The organism is Streptomyces sp. Ag109_O5-1 (genome assembly GCF_003814875.1).
GTDB lineage: Bacteria > Actinomycetota > Actinomycetes > Streptomycetales > Streptomycetaceae > Streptomyces > Streptomyces sasae.
Map to the genome: position 1 here is coordinate 3,796,777 of NZ_RKQF01000001.1, position 21,898 is coordinate 3,818,674.

General features: G+C 70.9%; 17 protein-coding genes. 5 read left to right on the top strand and 12 right to left on the bottom strand.

The genetic code is table 11. The annotated features are described in order from the left end of the window. Positions 1-47: 47 nt before the first annotated feature. Positions 48-1,019: an LLM class flavin-dependent oxidoreductase gene (locus EDD90_RS17155; RefSeq protein WP_123973861.1), complete on the top strand. Its 972-nt coding sequence runs from the start codon at positions 48-50 to the stop codon at positions 1,017-1,019. A 275-nt stretch (positions 1,020-1,294) separates the two neighbouring features. Here the strand turns inward: EDD90_RS17155 and EDD90_RS17160 are convergent, their stop codons facing one another. From EDD90_RS17160 to EDD90_RS17180, 4 genes are all read right to left on the bottom strand, one after another. Next, positions 1,295-2,713, bottom strand: a complete 1,419-nt coding sequence (locus EDD90_RS17160; RefSeq protein WP_123973862.1) for a sugar porter family MFS transporter — start codon at positions 2,711-2,713, stop codon at positions 1,295-1,297. 270 nt (positions 2,714-2,983) lie between these two features. Beyond that, a complete protein-coding gene (locus EDD90_RS17165) occupies positions 2,984-6,703 on the bottom strand; it encodes an AAA family ATPase (RefSeq protein ID WP_123973863.1) in 3,720 nt (1,239 codons plus the stop codon). A gap of 278 nt (positions 6,704-6,981) precedes the next feature. Further along, positions 6,982-7,185: a hypothetical protein gene (locus EDD90_RS17175; RefSeq protein ID WP_093498859.1), complete on the bottom strand. Its 204-nt coding sequence runs from the start codon at positions 7,183-7,185 to the stop codon at positions 6,982-6,984. Positions 7,186-7,557: 372 nt separating this feature from the next. Continuing rightward, positions 7,558-7,839, bottom strand: a complete 282-nt coding sequence (locus EDD90_RS17180) for an acylphosphatase (protein ID WP_123973865.1) — start codon at positions 7,837-7,839, stop codon at positions 7,558-7,560. A gap of 189 nt (positions 7,840-8,028) precedes the next feature. On the opposite strand from EDD90_RS17180, the gene EDD90_RS17185 reads away from it, so the two are divergent. Continuing rightward, the gene (locus EDD90_RS17185) at positions 8,029-9,156 is read left to right on the top strand and encodes a CAP domain-containing protein (protein WP_123973866.1); all 1,128 of its coding nucleotides are present in this window, start codon (positions 8,029-8,031) and stop codon (positions 9,154-9,156) included. Between the two features lie 71 nt (positions 9,157-9,227). Continuing rightward, entirely contained in the window at positions 9,228-9,629 is a 402-nt protein-coding gene (locus tag EDD90_RS17190) for a helix-turn-helix domain-containing protein (RefSeq protein WP_123973867.1), read from the top strand. Here the strand turns inward: EDD90_RS17190 and mutM are convergent. The 8 genes from mutM to recG all read right to left on the bottom strand — a co-directional run bounded on the left by mutM (position 9,602) and on the right by recG (position 16,970). Further along, positions 9,602-10,462 carry a bifunctional DNA-formamidopyrimidine glycosylase/DNA-(apurinic or apyrimidinic site) lyase gene (gene mutM / locus EDD90_RS17195; protein WP_123973868.1) on the bottom strand — a complete coding sequence of 287 codons (861 nt, stop codon included), beginning with the start codon at positions 10,460-10,462 and terminating at the stop codon, positions 9,602-9,604. The genes EDD90_RS17190 and mutM overlap by 28 nt on opposite strands. Before the next feature lie 81 nt (positions 10,463-10,543). Next, positions 10,544-11,395, bottom strand: coding sequence for a ribonuclease III (rnc, locus tag EDD90_RS17200; RefSeq protein WP_185149126.1), 852 nt, complete (start codon positions 11,393-11,395; stop codon positions 10,544-10,546). A gap of 8 nt (positions 11,396-11,403) precedes the next feature. Continuing rightward, positions 11,404-11,577, bottom strand: coding sequence for a 50S ribosomal protein L32 (rpmF, locus tag EDD90_RS17205; protein WP_003951102.1), 174 nt, complete (start codon positions 11,575-11,577; stop codon positions 11,404-11,406). A 2-nt stretch (positions 11,578-11,579) separates the two neighbouring features. Next, positions 11,580-12,230 (bottom strand): DUF177 domain-containing protein, encoded by a 651-nt coding sequence (locus EDD90_RS17210; protein WP_123973870.1) that lies wholly within the window; start codon positions 12,228-12,230, stop codon positions 11,580-11,582. Positions 12,231-12,362: 132 nt separating this feature from the next. After that, positions 12,363-13,448 carry an ATP synthase F0 subunit B gene (locus EDD90_RS17215; protein WP_123973871.1) on the bottom strand — a complete coding sequence of 362 codons (1,086 nt, stop codon included), beginning with the start codon at positions 13,446-13,448 and terminating at the stop codon, positions 12,363-12,365. A 58-nt stretch (positions 13,449-13,506) separates the two neighbouring features. Beyond that, entirely contained in the window at positions 13,507-13,986 is a 480-nt protein-coding gene (gene coaD / locus EDD90_RS17220; protein WP_123973872.1) for a pantetheine-phosphate adenylyltransferase, read from the bottom strand. A 26-nt stretch (positions 13,987-14,012) separates the two neighbouring features. Then, positions 14,013-14,600 carry a 16S rRNA (guanine(966)-N(2))-methyltransferase RsmD gene (gene rsmD / locus EDD90_RS17225; protein WP_123973873.1) on the bottom strand — a complete coding sequence of 196 codons (588 nt, stop codon included), beginning with the start codon at positions 14,598-14,600 and terminating at the stop codon, positions 14,013-14,015. 165 nt (positions 14,601-14,765) lie between these two features. Further along, positions 14,766-16,970: an ATP-dependent DNA helicase RecG gene (gene recG / locus EDD90_RS17230; protein ID WP_123973874.1), complete on the bottom strand. Its 2,205-nt coding sequence runs from the start codon at positions 16,968-16,970 to the stop codon at positions 14,766-14,768. 169 nt (positions 16,971-17,139) lie between these two features. On the opposite strand from recG, the gene EDD90_RS17235 reads away from it, so the two are divergent. Together EDD90_RS17235 and EDD90_RS17240 are read left to right on the top strand one after the other, a co-directional pair. Further along, positions 17,140-18,966, top strand: a complete 1,827-nt coding sequence (locus tag EDD90_RS17235) for an HSP90 family protein (RefSeq protein ID WP_123973875.1) — start codon at positions 17,140-17,142, stop codon at positions 18,964-18,966. After that, positions 18,966-21,893 (top strand): tetratricopeptide repeat protein, encoded by a 2,928-nt coding sequence (locus EDD90_RS17240; protein WP_148098570.1) that lies wholly within the window; start codon positions 18,966-18,968, stop codon positions 21,891-21,893. Before EDD90_RS17235 ends, EDD90_RS17240 begins: the two co-directional genes overlap by 1 nt. Positions 21,894-21,898 lie beyond the last annotated feature (5 nt).

The following is a 21,898-nucleotide window of genomic DNA, read 5'->3' on the forward strand; positions in this document are numbered from 1 at the left end:
GCTACTGTCCCCGCACACCCGCCCGGCGAAGGTGAAGGGGAACTCCCATGCCCGTCTCGGTCGTCCGCTTCAACCTCGTCGAGCCCGGGGCCGACCCGGTCTCCCTGAGTGCCCGCTACCGGGCGGCCGTGGAGATGGCCGCGTACGCCGACGAGCACGCGATCACCACGGTCCAGACCGAGGAACACCACGGCGTCGACAACAACTGGCTGCCGTCGCCGTTCGCCTTCGCGGGCGCGGTGTTCGGGGCGACCCGGAACATCGCGGTGACCGTGTCGGCGGTGATCGGTCCGCTGCACGACCCGCTGCGGCTGGCCGAGGACATCGCGGTCCTCGACCTGCTCAGCGGGGGGCGGCTGGTGACGGTCGCCGGGATCGGCTACCGGCCGGAGGAGTACGCGCTGTTCGACGTGGAGTGGAAGCGGCGCGGGCGACTGCAGGACGAGGTGCTGGAGACGCTGCTGAAGGCGTGGACCGGGGAGGAGTTCGAGTACCGGGGCCGTACGGTACGGGTCACGCCTCGCCCCTTCACCGACCCGCATCCCCTGCTCCTGGTGGGCGGCTCCTCCAAAGCCGCCGCCCGCCGTGCCGCCCGTCTCGGTCTCCCCTTCTTCCCGAGCGCGCATCTGCCGGAACTGGAGGCGTTCTACAAGGAGAGGCTCACCGAGTACGGCACGGAGGGCTGGACGATGATGCCCACCGCGGAGACTCCGCTGCTGCACATCGCGGAGGACCCGGACCGGGCGTGGGCGCAGTACGGGCCGCACTTCCTGCACGAGGCCCGGACGTACGCGTCCTGGCAGTCCGGGGACATCCGCTCGGCGGTGCGCTCGGCGGCCACGACGGTGGAGGAGCTCCGCGCGGAGGGCGTCTACCGGATCCTCACACCCCAGGAGTGCGTGTCGGCGGGGCTGGACAACCTGGTGCTGCATCCCCTGGCCGGCGGGATGCCGGTGGCGGAGGGGTGGCGGAGTCTGCGGCTGTTCGGGGAGGCGGTGCTTCCGGCGCTGCCGGCGTAGCGGGGCGCGGTGTGCCGGCGGGTGGGTGCGGGAGGGTTCGGCACCGCCGGGTGACGCCGTCGTGGCTGATCACCGTTGCGGCGGAGTTCAGGACCGCGAGTTCTGCGGCTGGTCGAGCAGCGGGTTCTACGCCGGCAGGGACGGAACGAGGGGCGACGCGGCGCACACGAACCGCCGCCCCCGCCCGGGCAGTGACCGGGCGGGGGCGGCGGGGGTTACGAGGAGAGGGGCAGCGGGGATGTGGCCCTTCTCCTCGAGTTCGGGGACCTGCGAGGTCAGCCCATCTCCTCCAGGGCCTTGCCCTTCGTCTCCTTGACGAACTTGAGGACGAACGGGATGGAGAGGGCCGCGAAGACCGTGTAGATCACGTAGGTCGCGGAGAGGTTCCAGTCGGCCAGCGACGGGAAGCTCGCGGTGATGGCCCAGTTGGCGATCCACTGTGCGGCGGCGGCCACGCCCAGCGCGGCGGCGCGGATCTTGTTCGGGAACATCTCGCCGAGGAAGACCCAGACGACCACACCCCAGGACAGGGCGAAGAAGAGGACGAAGATGTGCGCGGCGATCAGGGCGGTCCAGCCCTGCGCGGCCGGGAGCTTGCCGTCGACCAGGTGGGAGGAGAAGGCCCAGGCCTCGAGGCCGAGGCCGATCACCATGCCGACGGAGCCGATCAGGGCCAGCGGCTTGCGGCCGATGCGGTCCACGAAGATCATCGCGATCACGGTGCCGATGATGTTGATGATCGACGTCGTGAAGGAGTAGAAGAACGAGTCCGTCGGGTCGACGCCCACCGACTGCCAGAGGGTGGAGGAGTAGTAGAACGCGACGTTGATGCCGACGAACTGCTGGAAGACCGAGAGGCCGATGCCGACCCAGACGATCGGCTTGAAGAAGAAGGAGCCGCCGAGCAGGTCCTTGAACGTGGACTTGTGCTCGCTCTTCATCGCGAGCTCGATCTCGGTGACGCGGGCGTCGAGGTCGGCGCTCTTGCCCTCGACCTCTTCGAGGATCTCGCGGGCGCGGTCGTGCTTGCCGACGGAGATCAGGAAGCGCGGGGACTCGGGGATCGCGAAGGAGAGCAGACCGTAGAGGACGGCCGGGACGACCATGACGCCGAGCATGACCTGCCAGGCCTCCAGGCCCATCAGGTGACCGCGCTGGTTGCCGCCGGCAGCGTTGAGCAGGCCCCAGTTGACCAGCTGCGAGATGGCGATGCCGATGACGATCGCGGCCTGCTGGAAGGAGCCGAGCCGGCCGCGGTAGGCCGGTGGGGCGACCTCGGCGATGTAGGCGGGGCCGATGACGGAGGCCATGCCGATGGCGAAGCCGCCGATGATCCGCCAGAGGGCGAAGTCCCAGAGGGAGAAGGGCAGTGCCGAGCCGACGGCGCTGACCGTGAACAGCAGGGCGGCGATCTGCATGACGCGGATGCGGCCGATCCGGTCGGCTATCCGGCCGGCGGTCGCGGCGCCGATGGCGCAGCCGATCAGGGCGATGGCGATGACCTGTGCGAGGGCCGCGGACCCGATGTCGTAACGGCTCCGGATCGCCTCGACGGCGCCGTTGATGACAGAGCTGTCGTAGCCGAAGAGGAACCCGCCCATCGCGGCCGCCGCCGCGATGAAGATGACATGCCCGAGATGATCGGGGTGAGCCGTCCCGGCTCCTGACTGGGGTGCCTGCGCAGTGCTGGTCACAAGAAACTCCTCGGGCCACCGGCAACGCCGCCGGGGGTGGGGGGGTGAGCCCTCTCAGGTCAAGTGGCGCACACCTTCACGCCGCTCACACCTGAAGGTAAAAGCAACGTTGCAGAGACTATGCCTTCAAGTTTCGAAGTCAATAGCGCGAGTGGTGTGACGTTGAAGGCACGGTGAGGAGGTTTGCGTTCAATAGTTGAATAGTTGAAAGGGATACGCAGGTCAGGACGCGGATCGGCTGTGAAGGACCGGTGTAGAGCGCACGCAAACTTAACGGAGCCGCTGGCTGATGACCTTCGACACACCGTCGCCCTGCATGGACACGCCGTACAGCGCGTCGGCCACCTCCATCGTGCGCTTCTGGTGCGTGATCACGATGAGCTGCGAGGACTCCTGGAGCTCCTGCATGATGCGGATCAGCCGCTGCAGGTTGGTGTCGTCCAGGGCCGCCTCGACCTCGTCCATGACGTAGAACGGGCTGGGGCGCGCCTTGAAGATCGACACCAGCATCGCGACGGCCGTCAGCGAGCGTTCGCCGCCGGACAGCAGGGAGAGCCGCTTGACCTTCTTGCCGGGCGGACGGGCCTCGACGTCCACGCCCGTGGTGAGCATGTTGTCGGGGTCGGTCAGGATCAGCCGTCCCTCACCGCCGGGGAAGAGGCGGCTGAAGACGCCCTCGAACTCCCTGGCCGTGTCCCGGAACGCCTCCGTGAAGACCTGCTCGACCCGCTCGTCGACCTCCTTCACCACCTGAAGCAGGTCGGCGCGGGTCTTCTTCAGGTCCTCCAGCTGCTCGCTGAGGAACTTGTGCCGCTCCTCGAGGGCCGCGAACTCCTCCAGCGCCAGCGGGTTGACCTTGCCCAGCTGCTGGTAGGCCCGCTCGGCCGCCTTGAGCCGGCGCTCCTGCTCGGCCCGGTGGAAGGGCTTCGGCTGGTTGCGCGGGTGCTCGGGGTCGTCCGGCAGCACCTCCCCCTCGGCGGGGAGCGAGGGCGGCACGAGCTGTTGGGGGCCGTACTCGTCGACGAGCCCCGCCGGTTCGACACCGAGCTCCTCCAGCGCCTTCGTCTCCAGCTGCTCTATGCGCAGCCGCTTCTCGGCGCCGAGTACCTCGCCCCGGTGAACTGAATCCGTGAGTTTGTCGAGTTCCGCCTTGAGGTCGCGGCCGGTGGTGCGGGCCGCGGTCAGCTCCCGCTCGCGCAGCGCCTTCGCGGCCTCCGCGGCGGCCCGCTCCTGCTCGGCGCGGCCGACGGAGACCTCGACGTGCGCGAGCAGCTGCCGCGCGCCGGAGGCGACGGCCTCGGCGACGGCGGCCTCGTGGCGCAGCCGGGCCCGCCGTTGTTCGGCACGCGCGCGTGCGTCGCGCTCCGCGCGGGCGGCGCGGTCGAGGGAGTCGGCGCGTCCGGCGAGGCCCTTGACCCGCTCCTCGTGGGTACGGACCTGGAGGCGGGCCTCCATCTCGGTCTGGCGGGCGTTGGCGCCGTCGGCGGCGAGCCGGTCCCGGGCGGAGGTGTCCGGTTCCTCCTCGACGGGCATCTCCTCGGCCACGGCCAGCCGCTCGGCGAGGATCTCGACCTCTTCCAGGGCCTTGTCGAGGGCGTCCTGTGCGCGGGCGGCGGCCGCCGTGGAACGCTCCGCCTCGCCTGCCGCGCCGCGGGCCTGCCCGGCGAGCCGGCCGAGCTGCTGCGCCACCGCCGACTTCTCCCGGTCGGCGGCCCGGCGCCGCTCCCCCAGTTCCTCGACGAGCGCGGCGCACTCCTTGCGCCGTGCCTGGGCGGTCTGCTGTTCCTCGGCCAGTTCCTCGCAGCGGACGGCCAGCTCCTCCAGTTCGGCGGCGGCTTCGTCGACCGAGGCCTGGACTTCGAGGAGGCTGGGCGCGCCGGCGGAGCCGCCGTGGGCGAAGTGGGCACCGAGGAGGTCGCCCTCGGCGGTCACCACGGTGAGGTCGGGGCGGCGGTAGACGAGGTCCTCGGCGTCTTCGAGGGTCTCGGCCACGACGATGTTCCTGAGCAGTCGTCGCACGGCGGGGATGAGATCGGCGGGGCCGCGGACCAGGTCGGCGGCGAAGGGGTGCCCGTCGGGTGCGGGTCGGTGGGGGCCGGTCGCGCCGTTCCCCGCGCCCCCATGGGGCACCGATCCGTTCCCGGCGCTGTCCACTGCCGTCGCCGGTCGTCCGTCTGCTGCGGCGCCGTCGTGGCTGGGCGCGCCGTTCCCCGCGCCCCTTTGGGGCGCTTCAGGCTGGGGCGTCTCGGTGTGCAGCGTCGGGTCGTCCGGGGCTCCGGCCAGGAGGAGGGCCGCTCGGCCTCCGTCCTGCTTGCGCAGTAGGCGGATCGCGTCTGCTGCCGCGGACGGGGTCGTCACCGCGATGGCGTCCGCCGCCGCGCCGAAGGCTGCCGCCAGGGCCACTTCGTGGCCTGGGGTCACCGTGAGCAGTTCCGCCGCCGGGCCCAGGAGGCCGGCGAGGCGGTCGCGGGCGCCCAGCAGTATGCCCGTGCCGTCCTTGCGGCGCAGGCCCAGCGCCAGCGCCTCGTGGCGGGCCTGGGTCGCGGCGCGCCTGCGTTCCGCCGCCGTGACCGCCTCGCGGGCCGCGGTCAGGGCCGTCTCCGCCTCGGCCAGCTGACGTCTGGCCTGCTCGTGCTGTTCGGCGAGTTCCTCGTCACCGGCGTCGAGGCCGTCGACCTCGGCCTTGAGCGCCTCGTACTCCTCCTGTGCGGCGACCGCCCGCTCCTGGGCCTCGTCGCGGGCGGCGGCCAGCCGGTCGATCTCTGCCTGGGCGGACGCTGCGCGCGAACGGGCCGCGTTGACCTGGCCGTTCAGCCGGGCCAGGCTCTCCCGGCGGTCGGCGATGGAGCGGGCCACGTCCTTCAGCCGCCGTTCCTCGACGGCCAGCTCGCGCTCCAGTTCGGCGCGGTGCGCGACGGTGTCGTCGAGGGCGCGCTCGGCCGCTTCCAGGGCGGCCTCCAGTTCGGCCTCCTGCTCCCGGATGCGGGCGGCCTCGCGCTCCATGTCCTCGGGGTCGCGGCCGCGCCGCTCCTCGGGGGGTACGGAGGTGGCGCTCTTCACCCGGGCGTCGGCCAGCGAGATCGTGCCGCGGACGCGTTCGGCGAGCTGGGAGAGCTCGTGCCAGGTCTGCTGGGCGCGCTGCAGGCGCGGGGTGAGCCGCCGTACCTCGTCCTCCAGGAGCGCCTCCCGCTGGAGGGCCTTCTTCAGCTCCTGCTCGGCGGCTTCCTTGCGTTCCTTGAGGGCGGCCTCGTCGGCGATCTCGGACTGGAGCGCCTGACGGAGTCGTACGAGGTCGTCGGCCAGCAGCCTCAGACGCGCATCGCGCAGGTCCGCCTGGATGACGGCGGCTCTGCGGGCGACCGCCGCCTGGCGGCCCAGGGGCTTGAGCTGGCGGCGGAGTTCGTCGGTCAGGTCCTGTACGCGGGCCAGGTTCGCCTGCATCGCGTCCAGTTTGCGGAGGGCCTTCTCCTTGCGCTTGCGGTGCTTCAGCACGCCCGCGGCCTCTTCGATGAAGGCGCGGCGGCCCATCGGGTCGGCGTGCAGGACGGAGTCGAGCTGGCCCTGGCCGACGATGACGTGCATCTCGCGGCCGATGCCGGAGTCGGAGAGCAGGTCCTGGATGTCGAGGAGGCGGCAGGTGTCGCCGTTGATCTGGTACTCGCTGCCGCCGTTGCGGAACATGATCCGCGTGATGGTGACCTCGGCGTACTCGATGGGCAGGGCGCCGTCGGAGTTGTCGATGGTCAGGGACACCTCGGCGCGGCCCAGTGGGGGACGGCCGGTGGTGCCGGCGAAGATGACGTCCTCCATCTTGCCGCCGCGCAGCGACTTGGCGCTGTGCTCGCCCATGACCCAGGTGAGCGCGTCGACGACATTGGACTTGCCCGAGCCGTTCGGACCGACGACACACGTGATCCCCGGCTCGAACCGGAGCGTGGTCGCCGAGGCGAACGACTTGAACCCGCGGAGGGTCAGGGCCTTGAGGTGCACGCCGTCGGACTCTACCTGGCGCCGCTACCCCACTCCACGAAGCCTCGCAACCCCGCGGTTTCACGCATGAACATGCAGGGCACACCAGACGTTAAAGAGGGTGAAAGGATGCGCGGGGCTACAAGCGGATCGGGGCACGGGGACAGCGGGGCTCGGGGCGAGGAAGCAAGGAAGCAAGAAAGAAGGGACGCCGGGGCGTCCCTTGCAAATCTTGACAACTTAAGCGGTTGAAAGGGCTGCCCAACCGCCGCATGTGCTGTTGTGGAGCGATGCAGCGATCAGGTGAGCGCAGGCTCCGCCTGGTTTGCGTCGATGCTCTCCATGATCCTGTCGGGAGAAGCGGCAGCCGTCAGCGCGTCGTTCTCGGCCTGAATCCGCACGAGCTCGGATTCGAGGTCCTGGACACGCTGCTGGAGCCGTCGCATCTCGGCGAGGAGTCGCGGGTCGGAGCCGCCGACGTAACCGAGAAGCGCCTTTGCCATGATGGATGGTCCTCCACACTGAGTGACCGACCGAAGCGGTGTGGGTCGTGAGGGATTCGCACCCGCGGTGCTTGACACATCCGAGTGTTGCTCCATGCCAAACAGCTAAGGTGCGCGGGGCTTTCAGCGTCTCACCAAAAAGTTTGACGGTCAACACGATCACGCCCTGTATTGGCGGGCGAACCCTGGCGCGGGCGGCCCTGGACGGGCGGCGCTGCGACTCCTGCGGGGCCCCCAGGGCGTGGCGATCATCTCTACCTGCGGAGCCTGCCACGACGAGCGGTCCTTGGCAACCACCAGGTCATTTCTGCTCGGGGCACATGCCGGTGGCAGATCACTCCGCTTCCACCTGCGCGGCTTTACAGAGCGGAGTCAGCGGATCACGAAGCCGTCGTAGCCGCCGCGGGGTGTGTCCCAGATCTCGGTGACACCCTCCACACACCCGGGCGTGTCATCGCCCTGGAGCCAGCCGAGCAGCCCTTCGCAGCCCTCCCGGGAGCCCTCCGCCACCACCTGGACGCGGCCATCGCCCAGATTGAGAGCAAAACCACTCAGCCCGCCGATCTCCAGCGCCTTGGCCCGCGTGAACCAGCGAAAACCCACACCTTGCACGTAGCCGCGGACCCAGGCGACCAGTCGCACATCCTCGCTCATGAGTGCAACCTAACCGCCCAATGTCACTCGGGGCACCTCCCCCCTCCGCGCTATGGGGTACCGTCCCCACCCAACGAATCTCATATGAAACTCACTCGATCGGGTGAGTCAGGTTGACCAGAAGGAGTCATTGGCCACATCGGCCCCTGGTCGACCGCGACCGCGAGGACGAGGGAAGAAGGCAAGGACATGGGACGCCACCGACGCTCCGCCGCCGGCCGCGCCGCCACGAGCCGCGCCACGGGGGTCACGGAGAACGACGGCTCGTACACGAACGGCCATGACCCGCAGGACTCGTACGCAGGCCTCCCCTACGGCACGGGCACGGCGGCCTACCTGCGCCAGGAGGAGTACGCCGACACCAACGCGCGCAGCTCGGCCTACCTGTTCGCGACCGAGGACGACTACGCCCGCTTCATGGACACCGCCGCCTTCCCCTCCGAGGAGTTCGCCCCGGCCGGCGACTCCCCCGCGGACGGCGGGCGCCGGCGCCGGAAGAAGGGCGGGCGGCCGATGGCCACGGGGCTGCTCGGGGTCTCGGCGGCCGTCGCCATCGGCACGGTCGCGGTGGCCACCGGTCTGGTGCCGGGCCTGGAGAACTACAAACTCGGCGGCACCACGGGCACCACGGGCGGCGAGACGGTGCAGGCCGACGGCACGCCCGGCAACACGGCCGCCGAGCAGGGCGGCACCTCCGGCAGCGCCGAGAGCCGGGACACCTCCGGTACCTCGACCAGCCGGGACTCCCATCGCGCCGGTTCGCCGACGGCGTCCGCGCCCGCCTCCGCGTCCACCTCCGCGTCGCCCGCCCCGACGAAGACGGCGACCGAGAAGCCGACGCCCAGCGCCACGCCGTCCACGAAGACGCCGACGGCCTCGCCCTCCAAGGCGGCCACCAAGGCGCCGGTGAAGACCGCCGCCCCGGCCGCCGTGTCCGAGGCGGCCGCGGCCGAGGCCGAGGTGCTGAAGCTGGTGAACGAGGAGCGGGCCAAGGTCGGCTGCAGCGCGCTGTCGGCGAACTCCTCGCTGACCGACCTGGCCGAAGGGTTCAGCGCGGACATGGCCGCTCGGAACTTCTTCGACCACACCGACCCGGACGGCAAGACGCCGTGGGACCGGGCCGCGGCCGCCGGCATATCCAACCTCGGCGGCGAGAACATAGCCCGCGGCCAGGCCACCGCCGCCGCCGTCATGGACGCCTGGATGAACAGCGAGGGCCACCGCGCCAACATCCTGAACTGCGACTTCAAGACCCTCGGGGTCGGGGTGCACTTCGGGTCGGGCGGGCCGTGGTGGACGCAGGACTTCGGGTACTGACCAAAGAGGCTGCGCTAACCGGCAGTTAGCGCACCCTGTCGGTTAGCGCCGTGCTCCCGTAGGCTTGACGCATGACCATCACCCAGGACCGCGCGGAGGAGCTGCCCCCTCCGTACGACGCCTTCGCCCGGGCCTGTCCCTCGCGCACCACCCTCGAACATGTCATGGGCCGCTGGGGCGGACTCACCCTGAGCGCGCTGCACGAGGGGTCGTTCCGGTTCAACGAGCTGCGCCGGCGTGTGGACGGCGTCAGCGAGAAGATGCTCTCCCAGACCCTCCAGGCGCTGGAGCGCGACGGCCTGGTGCACCGTGAGGCACAGCCGACCAACCCGCCCCGCGTCGACTACGAGCTCACCCCGCTCGGCCGCGAGGTCGCCGACCGCCTGCTGTCCGTCGTGCACTTCGTGGAGAGCCGGATGGACGAGGTGCTGGCCGCCCGCGAGCGTTACGACGAGACCCGCGGCGCCCGCTGACACTTCGGGCAGAAGTAGCTGGACCGGTTCATCCAGGGCCGCCTGCGCATCGGCGTACCGCACCGCCGGCAGGGCAGCCCCTCCCTCCCGTACGCGTCCAGCGAGCGGTCGAAGTACCCCGACTCGCCGTTGACGTTGACGTACAGGCTGTCGAAGCTGGTGCCGCCGACGGCCAGGGCCGCGTTCATCACGTCCCTGACATGGCCGAGGAGTTCGGCGGTGCGCGGGCGGGTGAAGCCGGAGGTCGGACGTTCGTAGTGGAGGCGGGCGCGCCAAAGGGCCTCGTCCGCGTAGATGTTGCCGACTCCGCTGATCAGCGACTGGTCCAGCAGCGCCCTCTTGATGGTGGACCGCTTCCGGCGCAGCGCCTGGTGGAAGGCCTCGTCGTCGAACAGCGGGTCGAGGGGGTCACGGGCGATGTGCGCGATGACGTCCGGCAGTCCGTCGGGGGTGTTGTCGTGCAGCGACAGTCCGCCAAAGGTGCGCTGGTCGACGAAGCGCAGTTCGGTGTCGACCTCGTCCGCGAATCTGACGCGGATCCGCAGGTGCTTCTCGTCCGGTGCCGCGGGCGGCTGCACCAGCAGCTGACCGCTCATGCCGAGGTGGGCGAGGATCGACTGGTCGGTGTCCTCCAGCGGTAGCCACAGGTACTTGCCGCGCCGGCTCGGGGTGCCGATGCGGTGGCCCTTGAGGCGGTGCGCGAAGTCGTCGGCGCCGGCCACGTGCCGTCGTACCGCACGCGGGTGCAGGACCTCGGCCTCGGCCACGACGCGATGGGCGACCCACCGCTCCAGGCCGCGTCGTACGACCTCTACCTCGGGCAATTCAGGCATCGGGGCTCCCGTGCAGGACCGTGGAAGGTCCGAGCGCCCGCCTCCGTGGAACGGTGGCGGGCGCTCGGGCTGCGCTGTTCGTCAGGCGGAGGCGGCGGACGACGGACCGTCGTCCTCCTCGGCCTCGGCCTCGGCCGCCTGCTCGGCTGCCGCTGCCTTGGCACGCTCGTCCGCCGCGGCGCGGATGGCGCGCCATGCGGACTCGGCGGCTTGCTGTTCCGCCTCCTTCTTGCTGCGGCCGGTGCCGGTGCCGTACGAGACGCCTCCGACGCGGGCGGCAGCAGTGAAGGTCTTCTCGTGGTCGGGGCCGGTCTCCGTGACCAGGTACTCGGGCACGCCGAGGCCCTCCGTCGCGGTGAGCTCCTGGAGACTGGTCTTCCAGTCCAGGCCGGCTCCGAGGTTCGAGGACTTCTCGATCAGCGGGTCGAAGAGCCGGTGCACCAGCTCGGACGCCGAATCGAGGCCCTGGTCGAGATAGACCGCGCCGATCACCGCTTCCAGGGTGTCGGCGAGGATGGACGCCTTGTCCCGGCCGCCCGTGCCCTCTTCACCGCGGCCGAGCCGGATGAAGGAGCCCAGGTCGAGACCGCGACCCACTTCCGCGAGCGCACGCGAGTTCACCACCGCCGCACGGAGCTTGGCCAGCTGGCCCTCCGGCAGGTCGGGGTGGGTGTTGTACAGCGTGTCCGTGACGACGAGGCCGAGGACGGAGTCACCGAGGAACTCCAGCCGCTCGTTCGTCGGCAGACCGCCGTTCTCGTACGCGTAGGAACGGTGGGTCAGTGCACGCACCAGAAGGGCGGACTCGAGCTTGTAGCCGAGCCGCCCTTCCAGAAGCGTGTGGGACGAGGCCGTGCTGTCCGCCTTCTTCTTGGCGGACGGGTCCGTCTTGGGCTCTTCGCCCTTCTTTGGACTGGACACAGTGCCTCTCACCTGGCCGCTCAGACTTCGAGGACCTGGCGCTTGTTGTAGGTGCCGCAAGACGGGCACGCGATGTGCTGCTGCTTGGGCTCGTGGCAGCGCTCGCACGCAACCAGGGTGGGGACCGCAGCCTTCCACTGCGACCGGCGGTGGCGCGTGTTGCTGCGCGACATCTTCCGCTTCGGAACAGCCACGGCTACTTCTCCTGCTTCTCGTCGACGCCCGCTTGCGCGTCAGCGCCGCTCATCTCGTCCTTCTCGCCGTCCTTCGTGGAACCGGCGAGTCCCTGCAAAGCCGCCCAACGGATGTCGACGGCGTCGTGGTGGTGGTCCGGGTCGTCCGCGAGACGGACTCCGCACTCGGAGCACAGTCCCGCACAGTCGTCCTGGCACACCGGCTGCATCGGCAGTGCGAGCACCACCGCATCACGCAGCACGGGTTCGAGGTCGAACAAGCCGTCCTCGATGAAGTACCTGTCCTCGTCGTCCTCGGCGTCGTCGCCCGGTTCCGCGATCACGCGGCCCCGGTCGTCGGCGTCAGGGTACGAGAACAGTTCCTGGAAGTCCGCTTCGAGCTCCTGCTCGACCGGCTCCAGACACCTTACGCACTCCCCCTCGGCCTGTGCACGGGCGGTGCCTGTGACAAGCACACCCTCCATGACCGACTCCAGGCGGAGCTCCAGCTCCACCGGGGCGCCCTGCGGCACTCCGATGACTCCCGCGATACCGAGGTCCGCGGGAGCGTCGACCGTGCGGGTCAGGCGCTGCAGCGCACCGGGACGCCGCCCCAGCTCGTGTGTGTCGAACACGAACGGGTTGCGGTGGTCGAGGCGCGCGTGAGGAGCCATTCCTGCTTTCGATCTTCGAGCTCAGAGGGACACGGTCCGGAGAAGTCTCCGGGCAGCGTTGATCGCGAACGTGGACGCGACCGAAGAGCCAGGATACTGGACCTTTCGCTGTCGGCCCAATCCGGTGGTCGGCTACAGGCCCCGGCCCTGCTCGTACGCCCTCAGCTGCTCCGGGGTGATCATGCTGGTGTCGAAGAGGCTGGTCTCGTCGAGGTCGTACGACTGGTGCGCCTGGTGCTGGGCCGCCGGCTGCTGCTGGGGGTCGTAGACGGGCTGCTGGCCGGTGTCGTAGCCCTGGTAGGCGTAGGGGTCGGCCTGCTGGTAGCCGTAGGGGTCCTGCTGCTGGTAGCCGTACGCGTCCTGCTGGGCGTAGGCGGGCTGCTGCTGCGGATAGCCGTACGGATCCTGCTGCACCGGCTGCTGGTCGTACTGCGGCTGCTGCGGGATCTGGATGGCGGGCTGCTCGGCCTGGGCCGCCTGCGCCGCCCGGTCGTCCTGGTCGGCGAGGGCCGCGAGGTCGGCGAGGTAGTCGGCGTCGCTGGAGTGCTGGAAGGTCGTGTTGTCGTCGGCCAGGGCGCCCAGGTCGTCGGTGGCGATCCGGCCGTGCAGCTTGGCGCGGCCCTTGCCGACCGCCTCCAGGGTCTTGGCGAGGACCGCCTCGAAGGCACCCAGCTTGGTGTCCACGTAGGCGTCGGCGTCCCGGCGCAGGGTCTCGGGATCGTGGCTGCGCTCGGGGGCGTCCTCGTCCTCGTAGCCCTGCTCGTCGAGGCCCGGGCCGGTGCCGAGCAGCTTCTCGCGGCCGCGGCCGACCGAGCCGAGCGTCTTGGTGAGGACGACCTCGAAGTTGGCGAGCTTGGAGTCGACGTAGTCGTCGGCCTCGGCGCGGACCTCCTCGGCCTCCCTGCGGGCCTCGCCGAGGATCCGGTCGGCCTCCGCCTGGGAACGACGGGCCACCTCGGTGTCCGAGATCAGCGACCCACGCTCGGCGTGCGCGGTCTCGATGATCCGCTCGGCCTCCATCCGGGCCTGCTCGACCATCTGATCGCGGTCGCCGATCAGCTCCTGGGCCTGCGCGAGGGAGCCGGGCAGCGCCTGGCGCAGCTCTTCGAGCATCGCGAGCAGGTCGGCGCGGTTGACCACGCACGACGCCGACATGGGCATGGCCCGGGCGCCGGACACCGTGGCCACGATGTCGTCGAGCTTCTTCTGTACGTCCACCCTGCGCTCGCCACTCTCTACAGCCGTGTTGGAGACGGACGGGACGACTGTAGCCCCATCAGTCCCTGTGAAGACGCTTGTTGAGGGCCTCCAGGACAGGGGCCGGAACCAGGTGCGAGATGTCGCCGCCCCACTGCGCGACCTCCTTGACCAGGGAGGAGGAGAGGAAGCTGTAGGTGGGGTTGGTCGGCACGAACAGCGTCTCGACGCCCGTCAGGCCGTTGTTCATCTGCGCCATCTGCAGCTCGTAGTCGAAGTCGCTGACGGCCCGCAGGCCCTTCACGATGGCCGGGATCTCGCGCTGCTTGCAGAAGTCGACAAGGAGGCCGTGGAACGCCTCGACGCGGACGTTGGCGTAGTCGGCGGTGACCGTGCGGATCAGGTCGATCCGCTCGTCGATCTCGAACAGGCCCTTCTTGGACTTGTTGATCATCACCGCGACGTAGACCTCGTCGTAAAGACGGGACGCACGGGCAATGATGTCGAGGTGTCCGTTGGTGATCGGGTCGAACGACCCGGGACAGACGGCGCGGCGCACTTGTGATCCCTCGCTCTCCGGTCCGGTCATCGTGCGTCTTCGCACGTAGAGGCGGCGCGACCGTACCAAAACGTTCCCTCGCCGTAACGACGGGACCGGAGGGCCTCGAAGCCGTCCGGCCAGCCGAAAGTGCCGCCTCTGGTGCTGCGCTCCACGGTGACGAGGGCGTCGGGCGCGAGCCAGCCCCCGGAGTGGAGTGTGAGGAGAATCTCCCGAAGATCGTCGTCCGAGACGGCGTACGGGGGGTCGAGGAAGACGATGTCGTACGGCTCCGCCGGCGCCGGTGACTGGATGATCTGTTCCGCTTTGCCCGCCCTGACCTCGGCGCCGGGCAGGCCCAGATTCTTTACGTTTTCACGTACGACGCGGGCGGCTCTCGCGTCGGCCTCGACGAGAAGGGTGTGTCCCGCGCCCCGGGAGAGGGCCTCCAGGCCCACGGCGCCGGAGCCGGCGTAGAGGTCGAGGACGCGTTCGCCGTCCAGGGGGCCGCCGAGGAGGGACTGCCAGGTGGAGAAGAGGCCTTCGCGTGCGCGGTCGGACGTGGGCCGGGTTCCTGTGCCGGGCGGCACTGAGAGGCGCCGTCCGCCTGCCTGGCCGGCGATCACGCGGGTCATCTGGGGTCCTTCTTCGGGGGCGGCTTCACGGGTTCAGTTTGGCAGGCCCACGGGGGTGGGTGCCTGGCCTGTGACGGCGACTGCGGGTCCGATGTGGCTGGTCGCGCCCGCGCGGCGGTAGCCGCACATCGATACGGCCCCGCGCCCCTGACGGGGCGCTTCGGCTCAGCCCTTTTCCAAGTACTGCTCCCTCTCCTCGTCCAGGAGGGCGTCCAGGGCCGTTCGCAGGCCCGGGAGGTCGGTCAGTTCGGGGTCTCGGGCCACCAGCCCCGTCGCCTCCTCCCTCGCCTCCGCGATGATCTCCTCGTCCTCGATCACCGCCAGGACGCGGAGGCTGGAGCGGGCGCCCGACTGGGCCTGGCCGAGCACGTCGCCCTCTCTGCGCTGCTCCAGGTCGATCCTCGAAAGCTCGAACCCGTCCAGGGTCGAGGCGACGGCCGTCAGGCGCTGACGGGCCGCGCTGGCCTCCGGCATCTCCGTGACCAGGAGACAGAGGCCGGGCGCCGAGCCTCGGCCCACCCGGCCGCGCAGCTGGTGGAGCTGGGAGACGCCGAAGCGGTCGGCGTCCATGATCACCATGGCGGTGGCGTTGGGGACGTTGACGCCGACCTCGATGACCGTGGTGGCGACCAGGACGTCCGTGTCGCCCGCGGCGAAGCGGCGCATGACCGCGTCCTTGTCGTCGGGATGCATCCTGCCGTGCAGGACCTCCACCCGGAGGCCGCTGAGCGGGCCCTTGGCCAGGTGGTCGGCCACGTCCAGGACGGCCAGCGGCGGGCGCTTCTCCGCCTCGTCCTCGGCCGACTTCTTCGCCTTCTTGGGGTCGTCCTCCTCGTCACCGATGCGGGGGCAGACGACGTACGCCTGATGGCCGTTGCCCACCTCTTCCCTGACCCGCTCCCAGGCGCGGGCCAGGAAGTGGGGCTTGTCGGCGGCGGGGACGACGTGCGTGGCGATCGGGGAGCGGCCCGCCGGGAGCTGGTCCAGGACCGAGGTCTCCAGGTCGCCGAAGACCGTCATCGCGACCGTGCGCGGGATGGGGGTCGCCGTCATGACGAGGAGGTGGGGCGGCTGCTTGCCCTTGCCGCGCAGGGCATCCCGCTGTTCCACGCCGAACCGGTGCTGTTCGTCGACCACGACCAGACCCAGGTCGTGGAACTGGACCTTGTCCTCGATCAGTGCGTGGGTGCCGATCACGATGCCCGCATCGCCCGTGACCAGGTCCAGCATCGCCTGGCGGCGGGCCGCCGTGCCCATCGAGCCGGTGAGGAGGACGACCTTGGTCGCGTGGTCCGCGCCGCCGAGCATGCCGCCTTCGGCCAGCTCGCCCATCATCTCGGTGATCGAGCGGTGGTGCTGCTGGGCCAGGACCTCGGTGGGGGCGAGCATGGCCGCCTGACCGCCCGCGTCGACCACGGCGAGCATCGCGCGGAGGGCCACCATCGTCTTACCGGAACCGACTTCCCCCTGCAGCAGCCGGTGCATCGGGTGTTCCGTCGCCAGGTCGTCGAAGATCTCCTTCGAGACCTTCTGCTGGCCGTCCGTGAGGGTGAAGGGGAGGCGGTCGTCGAAGGCCGTGAGGAGGCCGTCGGGGGATGGTTTGCGGGACACCGCCGGGAGTTGGGCGTCGGCGTGGCGCCGGCGGGCCAGGGCGACCTGGAGGACGAAGGCCTCGTCCCACTTGAGGCGGTCGCGGGCCGCCGCGATGTCCGCCTTGGTGTGCGGGCGGTGGATCTTGAGGAGGGCCTCGGGGAGCGGCAGGAGTCCGCGGCCGTCGCGGAGCGTCGGCGGGAGGGGGTCCAGGGCCTCCTGGGCGCTGGGCAGGACCGTCTGGACCGCCTTGCCGATCTTCCAGGACTCCAGCTTGGCGGTGGCCGGGTAGAGGGGGATCAGGGCTCCGGCCCAGCTCTCGACGGATTCGGCGGGGTCGTCGCCGCGGAGCAACTCGTACGCCGGGTGTGCCAGTTGGAGGCGGCGGTTGAAGACCGAGACCTTGCCGGCGAACATCGCGCGGGTGCCCGGCAGGAGTTCCTTGTGGGGTTTGTGCACGCCGTTGCCGAAGAAGACCAGTTGGAGCCGGCCGCTGCCGTCGGTGATCGTGACCTCCAGGCGCTGGCCCTTGCCGCGGGGCGCCTTGGAGGAGGCGAACGTGTGCAGGCGGGCGTCGGCGACCATGGCGACCACCGTGACGTGCTCGTCCATGGGCAGGTCGGCGAGGTGGGTGAGCTGGCCGCGCTCCTCGTATCTGCGGGGGTAGTGGTGCAGGAGGTCGCCGACGGAGTGCAGGCCGAGGTGCTCGGCCATCACCTTCGCGGTGGCTGGGCCGAGCACTGACTTCAGTGGTTCTTCCAGTGCGGGCACGAGATCCATTGCACACCACGCCACTGACAATCCCGGATACGGTTCGGGAAACACCTGGTCAGACGGTCGTTTTGAGTCATAGGATGGCGCGCTCCGGCCATCCTTCCGCGGTCACCGCCCCACCAGGGACCGCCCGACCCCGCGCCGACCACGTCTTCCCCCCTCCGGCGTAGCGACGATGGACTCCCAGACCTCACAGTCATCACAGGCATCACAGCCACCGCATACGTTCCAGGTCGACCTGCGTGGTCTGGTGGACCTGCTCTCCCATCACCTGTACTCCAGTCCCAAGGTCTATCTGCGCGAGCTGCTGCAGAACGCCGTGGACGCGATCACCGCGAGACAGGCCGAGCAGCCCGACGCCCCGGCGCGGGTGCGGCTGTACGCGGACGGCAGTTCGCTCCGGGTGGAGGACAGCGGCGTCGGGCTCACCGAGTCGGACGTGCACAGTCTGCTCGCGACCATCGGGCGGAGTTCCAAACGCGGGGACGGGCTGCAGGAGGCCCGCTCCGACTTCCTGGGCCAGTTCGGCATCGGGCTGCTGGCCTGTTTCGTGGTCGCCGAGCGGATCCGGGTGGTCAGCCGCAGCGCCCGGACGCCGGACGCACCGCCCGTGGAGTGGACGGCGCGCGACGACGGGTCGTACACCGTGCGGACGTTGCCGCCCGACGCCCGTCCCGAGCCCGGTACCACCGTGTATCTGGTGGCACGCGCGGGCGCGGCGGAGTGGCTGGACGAGCGGCGGGTGCTGGCGCTGGCCCGGGACTTCGGTTCGCTGCTGCCGTACGACGTCCGGGTGGGCGACGAGGCTGTCACCGATCTGCCGGCGCCCTGGGACCGCTCGTACCCCTCCCCCAGCACCCGGCGGGTGGCGCTGGCCCGGCACTGTCACGAGCTGTTCGGGTTCACGCCGTTGGACTCGATCGCGCTGGACGTGCCGCTGGCCGGGATCCGGGGGGTGGCGTATGTGCTGCCGTCGGCGGTGAGTCCTGCCCAGCGGGCCTCGCATCGCGTGCACCTCAAGGGCATGTTGCTGACCGAGCGGGCCGAACAGCTGCTGCCGGACTGGGCGTTCTTCGTGCGCTGTGTGCTGGACACGGACAGTCTGCGGCCGACGGCCTCGCGCGAGTCGCTGTACGAGGACGAGACGCTGGCCGCCGTACGGGAGGCGCTCGGCGAAAGGATTCGGTCCTGGCTGACCGGGCTCGCGGCCGGTGATCCGGAACGGCTCTCCGCCTTCCTTTCGGTGCACCACCTGGGCGTGAAGTCGCTGGCGCGGCACGACGCGGAGATGCTGCGGACGATGCTGCCGTGGCTGCCCTTCGAGACCACCGACGGGCAGCTCTCGCTGGAGGAGTTCGCGCAGCGGCACCCGGTGGTGCACTTCACCCGGTCGGTCGAGGAGTACCGGCAGGTGGCGCCGATCGCCTCCGCGCAGGGCGTCGGGGTGATCAACGGCGGTTACACGTACGACAGTGAGCTGGTCGAGGCGCTGCCGTCGGTGCGGCCCGGGACGGTGGTCGCGGAGCTGGACGCGGACACCGTGACCGCGCATCTGGACTCGGTGGACCCTGCGGAGGAGCTGGCGCTGGCGGGGTTCCTGGCGGTGGCGCGGGCCAAGCTCGACCCACTGCAATGTGACATAGTGCTGCGCGCCTTCCACCCCCTCTCGGTCCCCGCCCTCCACCTGGACGACCGCGCCGCCCGTCATGAACAGGCCCGTGCGGAGGCCGAGGAGCAGGCCGACGACCTGTGGGCGGGCATCCTGGGCTCGCTGCGCGGCAGCGCGCCCCGCGCGCGGCTGGTGCTCAACCACCTCAATCCGCTGATCCGGCGGATCAGTTCGCTCAAGGACCCGGAGCTGATCGGCACCGCGACCGAATCGCTCTACGGGCAGGCGCTGCTGATGGCGCAGCGTCCGCTGCGGCCGGCCGACTCGGCGTTGATCAACCGCTCGTTCATCGGCCTCCTGGAATGGGCCACTCTTGGGGAGGGTGATCGCTGATGACCGGAATCGACGGGATCACCGACTTCGACTCGCTGCGCCGGGCGATGGCGGAGAACTCCGAGGAGCCGGAGGGCCCGGCCCGCAACGCGCGCGCTGAGCAGCTGCTGGTGGCGGCCGAGAAGCTGAACATCCCGCTCGCCGTGATCGAGGCGCTCGGGCACCAGCTGAAGGTCTACAACTACAGCTCCGAGAAGGACCGGATGTTCGTCCCGTTCGCGCGGCTGCTGCGCATGTGGGACGAGCGGCCCGAGGACTTCGACGAGTACGAGACGCATTCGCTGCACTGGGTCTTCAAGTGGATGTCGGCCGGCATGCTGGACCAGCCGCACATCCCGCTCGCCTCGATCGAGAAGTGGCTGGGCGAGATGGAGCACCGCTACCGGCTCGCAGGGCACTCGGAACGGGCGGTGCGCAGTGCCGAGTTCAGTGTCGCCGGGCACATCGGTGACTTCCCGCGCGCGGAGCAGGCGTATGCGGCCTGGCTGGCGGCGGACCGGGACCGGATGGCCGACTGCCACGCGTGCGAGCTGCACGGGCAGGGCGGCTGGCAGCTGAGGAACGGGCGGGACGCCGAGGCCCTGGAGCTGTGGCGGCCGGTCCTGGAGGGCGAGTACAGCTGTGCCCACGAGCCGCACACGGTCCTCGCCTCCTCGCTGGCCCCGCTGCTGCGGCTGGGCCGGGTCGACGAGGCGCGCGCCCATCACCTGCGTGGTTTCCGGCTGGTCCGCCCCATGGAGAGCATGCGGGGCGCCTACGCCGACCATGTGGAGTTCTGCGCGCTGACCGGCAACGAGGCGCGTGGTCTGGAGCTGCTGGCGGAGCGTCCCGCCTACTTCACGGACACCGGGCAGCCGCGCAGCCGACTGGACTTCATGGCGGTGGTGACACTGCTGATGGAGCGGCTGACCGAGCTGGGTTTCGGGGAGCAGCGGGTGCCGGGACCCGCCGGGCGGGTATGGACGGCCGAGGAGCTCGCCGTCCACGCGCGCGTGGAGACCGAGGAGCTGGCGGCGCGGTTCGACGCCCGCAACGGCACCTCCTATGTCGGTGACCAGGTGCGCGAGCGGATGGCCCAGCGGCCGCTGGTGGACCGGCTGCCGCTGGGCGTGCGGGCGGCGCGGACGGCGCCCGCGGCACCGGTGGCGCAGGTGGCGCAGGTGGCACAGGTGCCGGTGCCGGAGCAGTCCGCGCAGCCGGAGCTGCCCGCGCTGCTCGCCGAGGCCCGGCGGCTGTCGGACACGCTGCAGCCGCATGCCCTGGAGGCGTGGGCGGCGGTCGCACGGGCCGCCGAGGACGCCGAGGTGGACACGTACGTCCGTGCGGAGATCGCCGACCACACGGCGATGGGGCGCGGCCCCGAGGGCGTCGAGCTGTTCGAGCGGGCGGCGGAGCTGTACGCGGAGTCGGGCGACGAGGGCGAGGCGATCGCGGCACGCGCGCGTGCGGCGTACGTACGGGCGCTGTCCGGGGAGCTGGACGAGGCGCTGGCCTCGGTCGACGAGCCGTACGACCGGATCCTCGCGCTGTACGCCGAGGACGCCACCGGGGTGCGGCAGACGGCGGCCGTGCTGATGAGCCGGGCGCGGATCCTGATGCGGCGGGTGCACGAGCGGTCGGCGGGCGCCGCCGACGCCGAGCAGGCCGTACGGGAGCTGCTGGCGCTCGTCGGCGGGCGCGGTGGGTCCGATGTCCGGCTGGTGTCCCGGGCGGCCGAGGGGCGGGCGATGCTCGCCGAACTGGCCGAGCTGGCCGGGGACGGGGAGCGGGCGGGCGAGCTCTTCCGGCAGGCGACGGCACAGTTCGTGGGCGCCGAGCTGCCGTGGTTCGCGGTGGAGTACGAGGTGCGGGTGGCCGCGCTCGCCCATGCGCAGGGTGACATGGCCGAGGCGGAACGGGCGCTGCGCGCGGCTCTGGAGCACGGCGGGCCGTATGTGGAGCCGGTCGGGCGGGCCCAGCTGCATCTCCAGCTCGCCGAGGTCCTCGGCGGCCGGGGCGCTGCCGAGGAGGCCGCCGAGCATGCCCTGGAGGCGGCGCACTGGGCCGACGAGGCCGGGGAGAGCTCCACCCTGGGCGCCTGGGCGCGGCATCAGCTGGGCGGCTTCCTGCTGCGGCAGGGGCGGTTCGCGGAGGCCGCCGAGGTGCTGGAGTCGGCCCTGTCCGACCTGAGTGCCGAGACGCACGGGGACGGCGCGGTCGTCCAGACCCAGTGGTGGCTCGGGGACTGTCTGAGCGAGCTCGGCGAGCATCATGCGGCGGCCGAACGGCGGCTGCAGGCGGCCGAGATCGCCCGGCACTGGCCCGAGCAGCACGACCACGCCACCCTGGCCCACCTCGCGGCCGAGTCGCTGAGCAACGCGGGCCTGCCCGTGGAGGCGGACCGGGCGTACACGCGCGCGGGCCAGTTGTGGCGGGCGATGGGCAATGTGCACTTCCTGGTGCGTTCGCTGCGCGCCCGCGCCTGGCTGGCGCTGCGCACGGAGGAGGGGCTGGAGGGCGCGCGGAAGCTGATGGCGGACGCGGTCCGCGAGTGCGAGTCGGCGCTGGAGGTCGTCGACGACCCGGCCGGGGCGGAGCGGCTCGCCGGTGAACTCGGGCACACGCGCCGGCAGTTCGGTGATCTGCTGGCCCGTTCAGTGCCCGAGGAGGCCGAGGACGCGGCGATCCGGGAGGCGTTCGAGGCGGCTCTCGCGGAGATGGCGGCGGCGATCTCGGTGTTCGCCACGCTGGGCGAGGAGGGGCTGCACAGCCGTACCGGCGCCGAACTGGCCGCCGGCTGGCTGGAGGCGGACCTGAGCCGTCCGGCGGACGCGGCGGCACGCGCGCGTGCGGTGCTGGACGCCTACGAGGGCGCCGACCCGGCCGACGAGACGGTCCGGTCCCGGCGGACGGAGGCCCGGCAGCTGCTGGAACCTACGGAGGAATGAGAAGA

Bases quoted from the DNA above. Each gene is read 5' to 3' on its own strand.
- EDD90_RS17155 (WP_123973861.1), top strand. From the start codon at position 48: ATGCCCGTCTCGGTCGTCCGCTTCAACCTCGTCGAGCCCGGGGCCGAC.
- EDD90_RS17175 (WP_093498859.1), bottom strand. From the start codon at position 7,185: ATGGCAAAGGCGCTTCTCGGTTACGTCGGCGGCTCCGACCCGCGACTC.
- EDD90_RS17180 (WP_123973865.1), bottom strand. From the start codon at position 7,839: ATGAGCGAGGATGTGCGACTGGTCGCCTGGGTCCGCGGCTACGTGCAA.
- EDD90_RS17185 (WP_123973866.1), top strand. From the start codon at position 8,029: ATGGGACGCCACCGACGCTCCGCCGCCGGCCGCGCCGCCACGAGCCGC.
- EDD90_RS17190 (WP_123973867.1), top strand. From the start codon at position 9,228: ATGACCATCACCCAGGACCGCGCGGAGGAGCTGCCCCCTCCGTACGAC.
- mutM (WP_123973868.1), bottom strand. From the start codon at position 10,462: ATGCCTGAATTGCCCGAGGTAGAGGTCGTACGACGCGGCCTGGAGCGG.
- EDD90_RS17210 (WP_123973870.1), bottom strand. From the start codon at position 12,230: ATGGCTCCTCACGCGCGCCTCGACCACCGCAACCCGTTCGTGTTCGAC.
- rsmD (WP_123973873.1), bottom strand. From the start codon at position 14,600: ATGACCCGCGTGATCGCCGGCCAGGCAGGCGGACGGCGCCTCTCAGTG.
- recG (WP_123973874.1), bottom strand. From the start codon at position 16,970: ATGGATCTCGTGCCCGCACTGGAAGAACCACTGAAGTCAGTGCTCGGC.
- EDD90_RS17235 (WP_123973875.1), top strand. From the start codon at position 17,140: ATGGACTCCCAGACCTCACAGTCATCACAGGCATCACAGCCACCGCAT.
- EDD90_RS17240 (WP_148098570.1), top strand. From the start codon at position 18,966: ATGACCGGAATCGACGGGATCACCGACTTCGACTCGCTGCGCCGGGCG.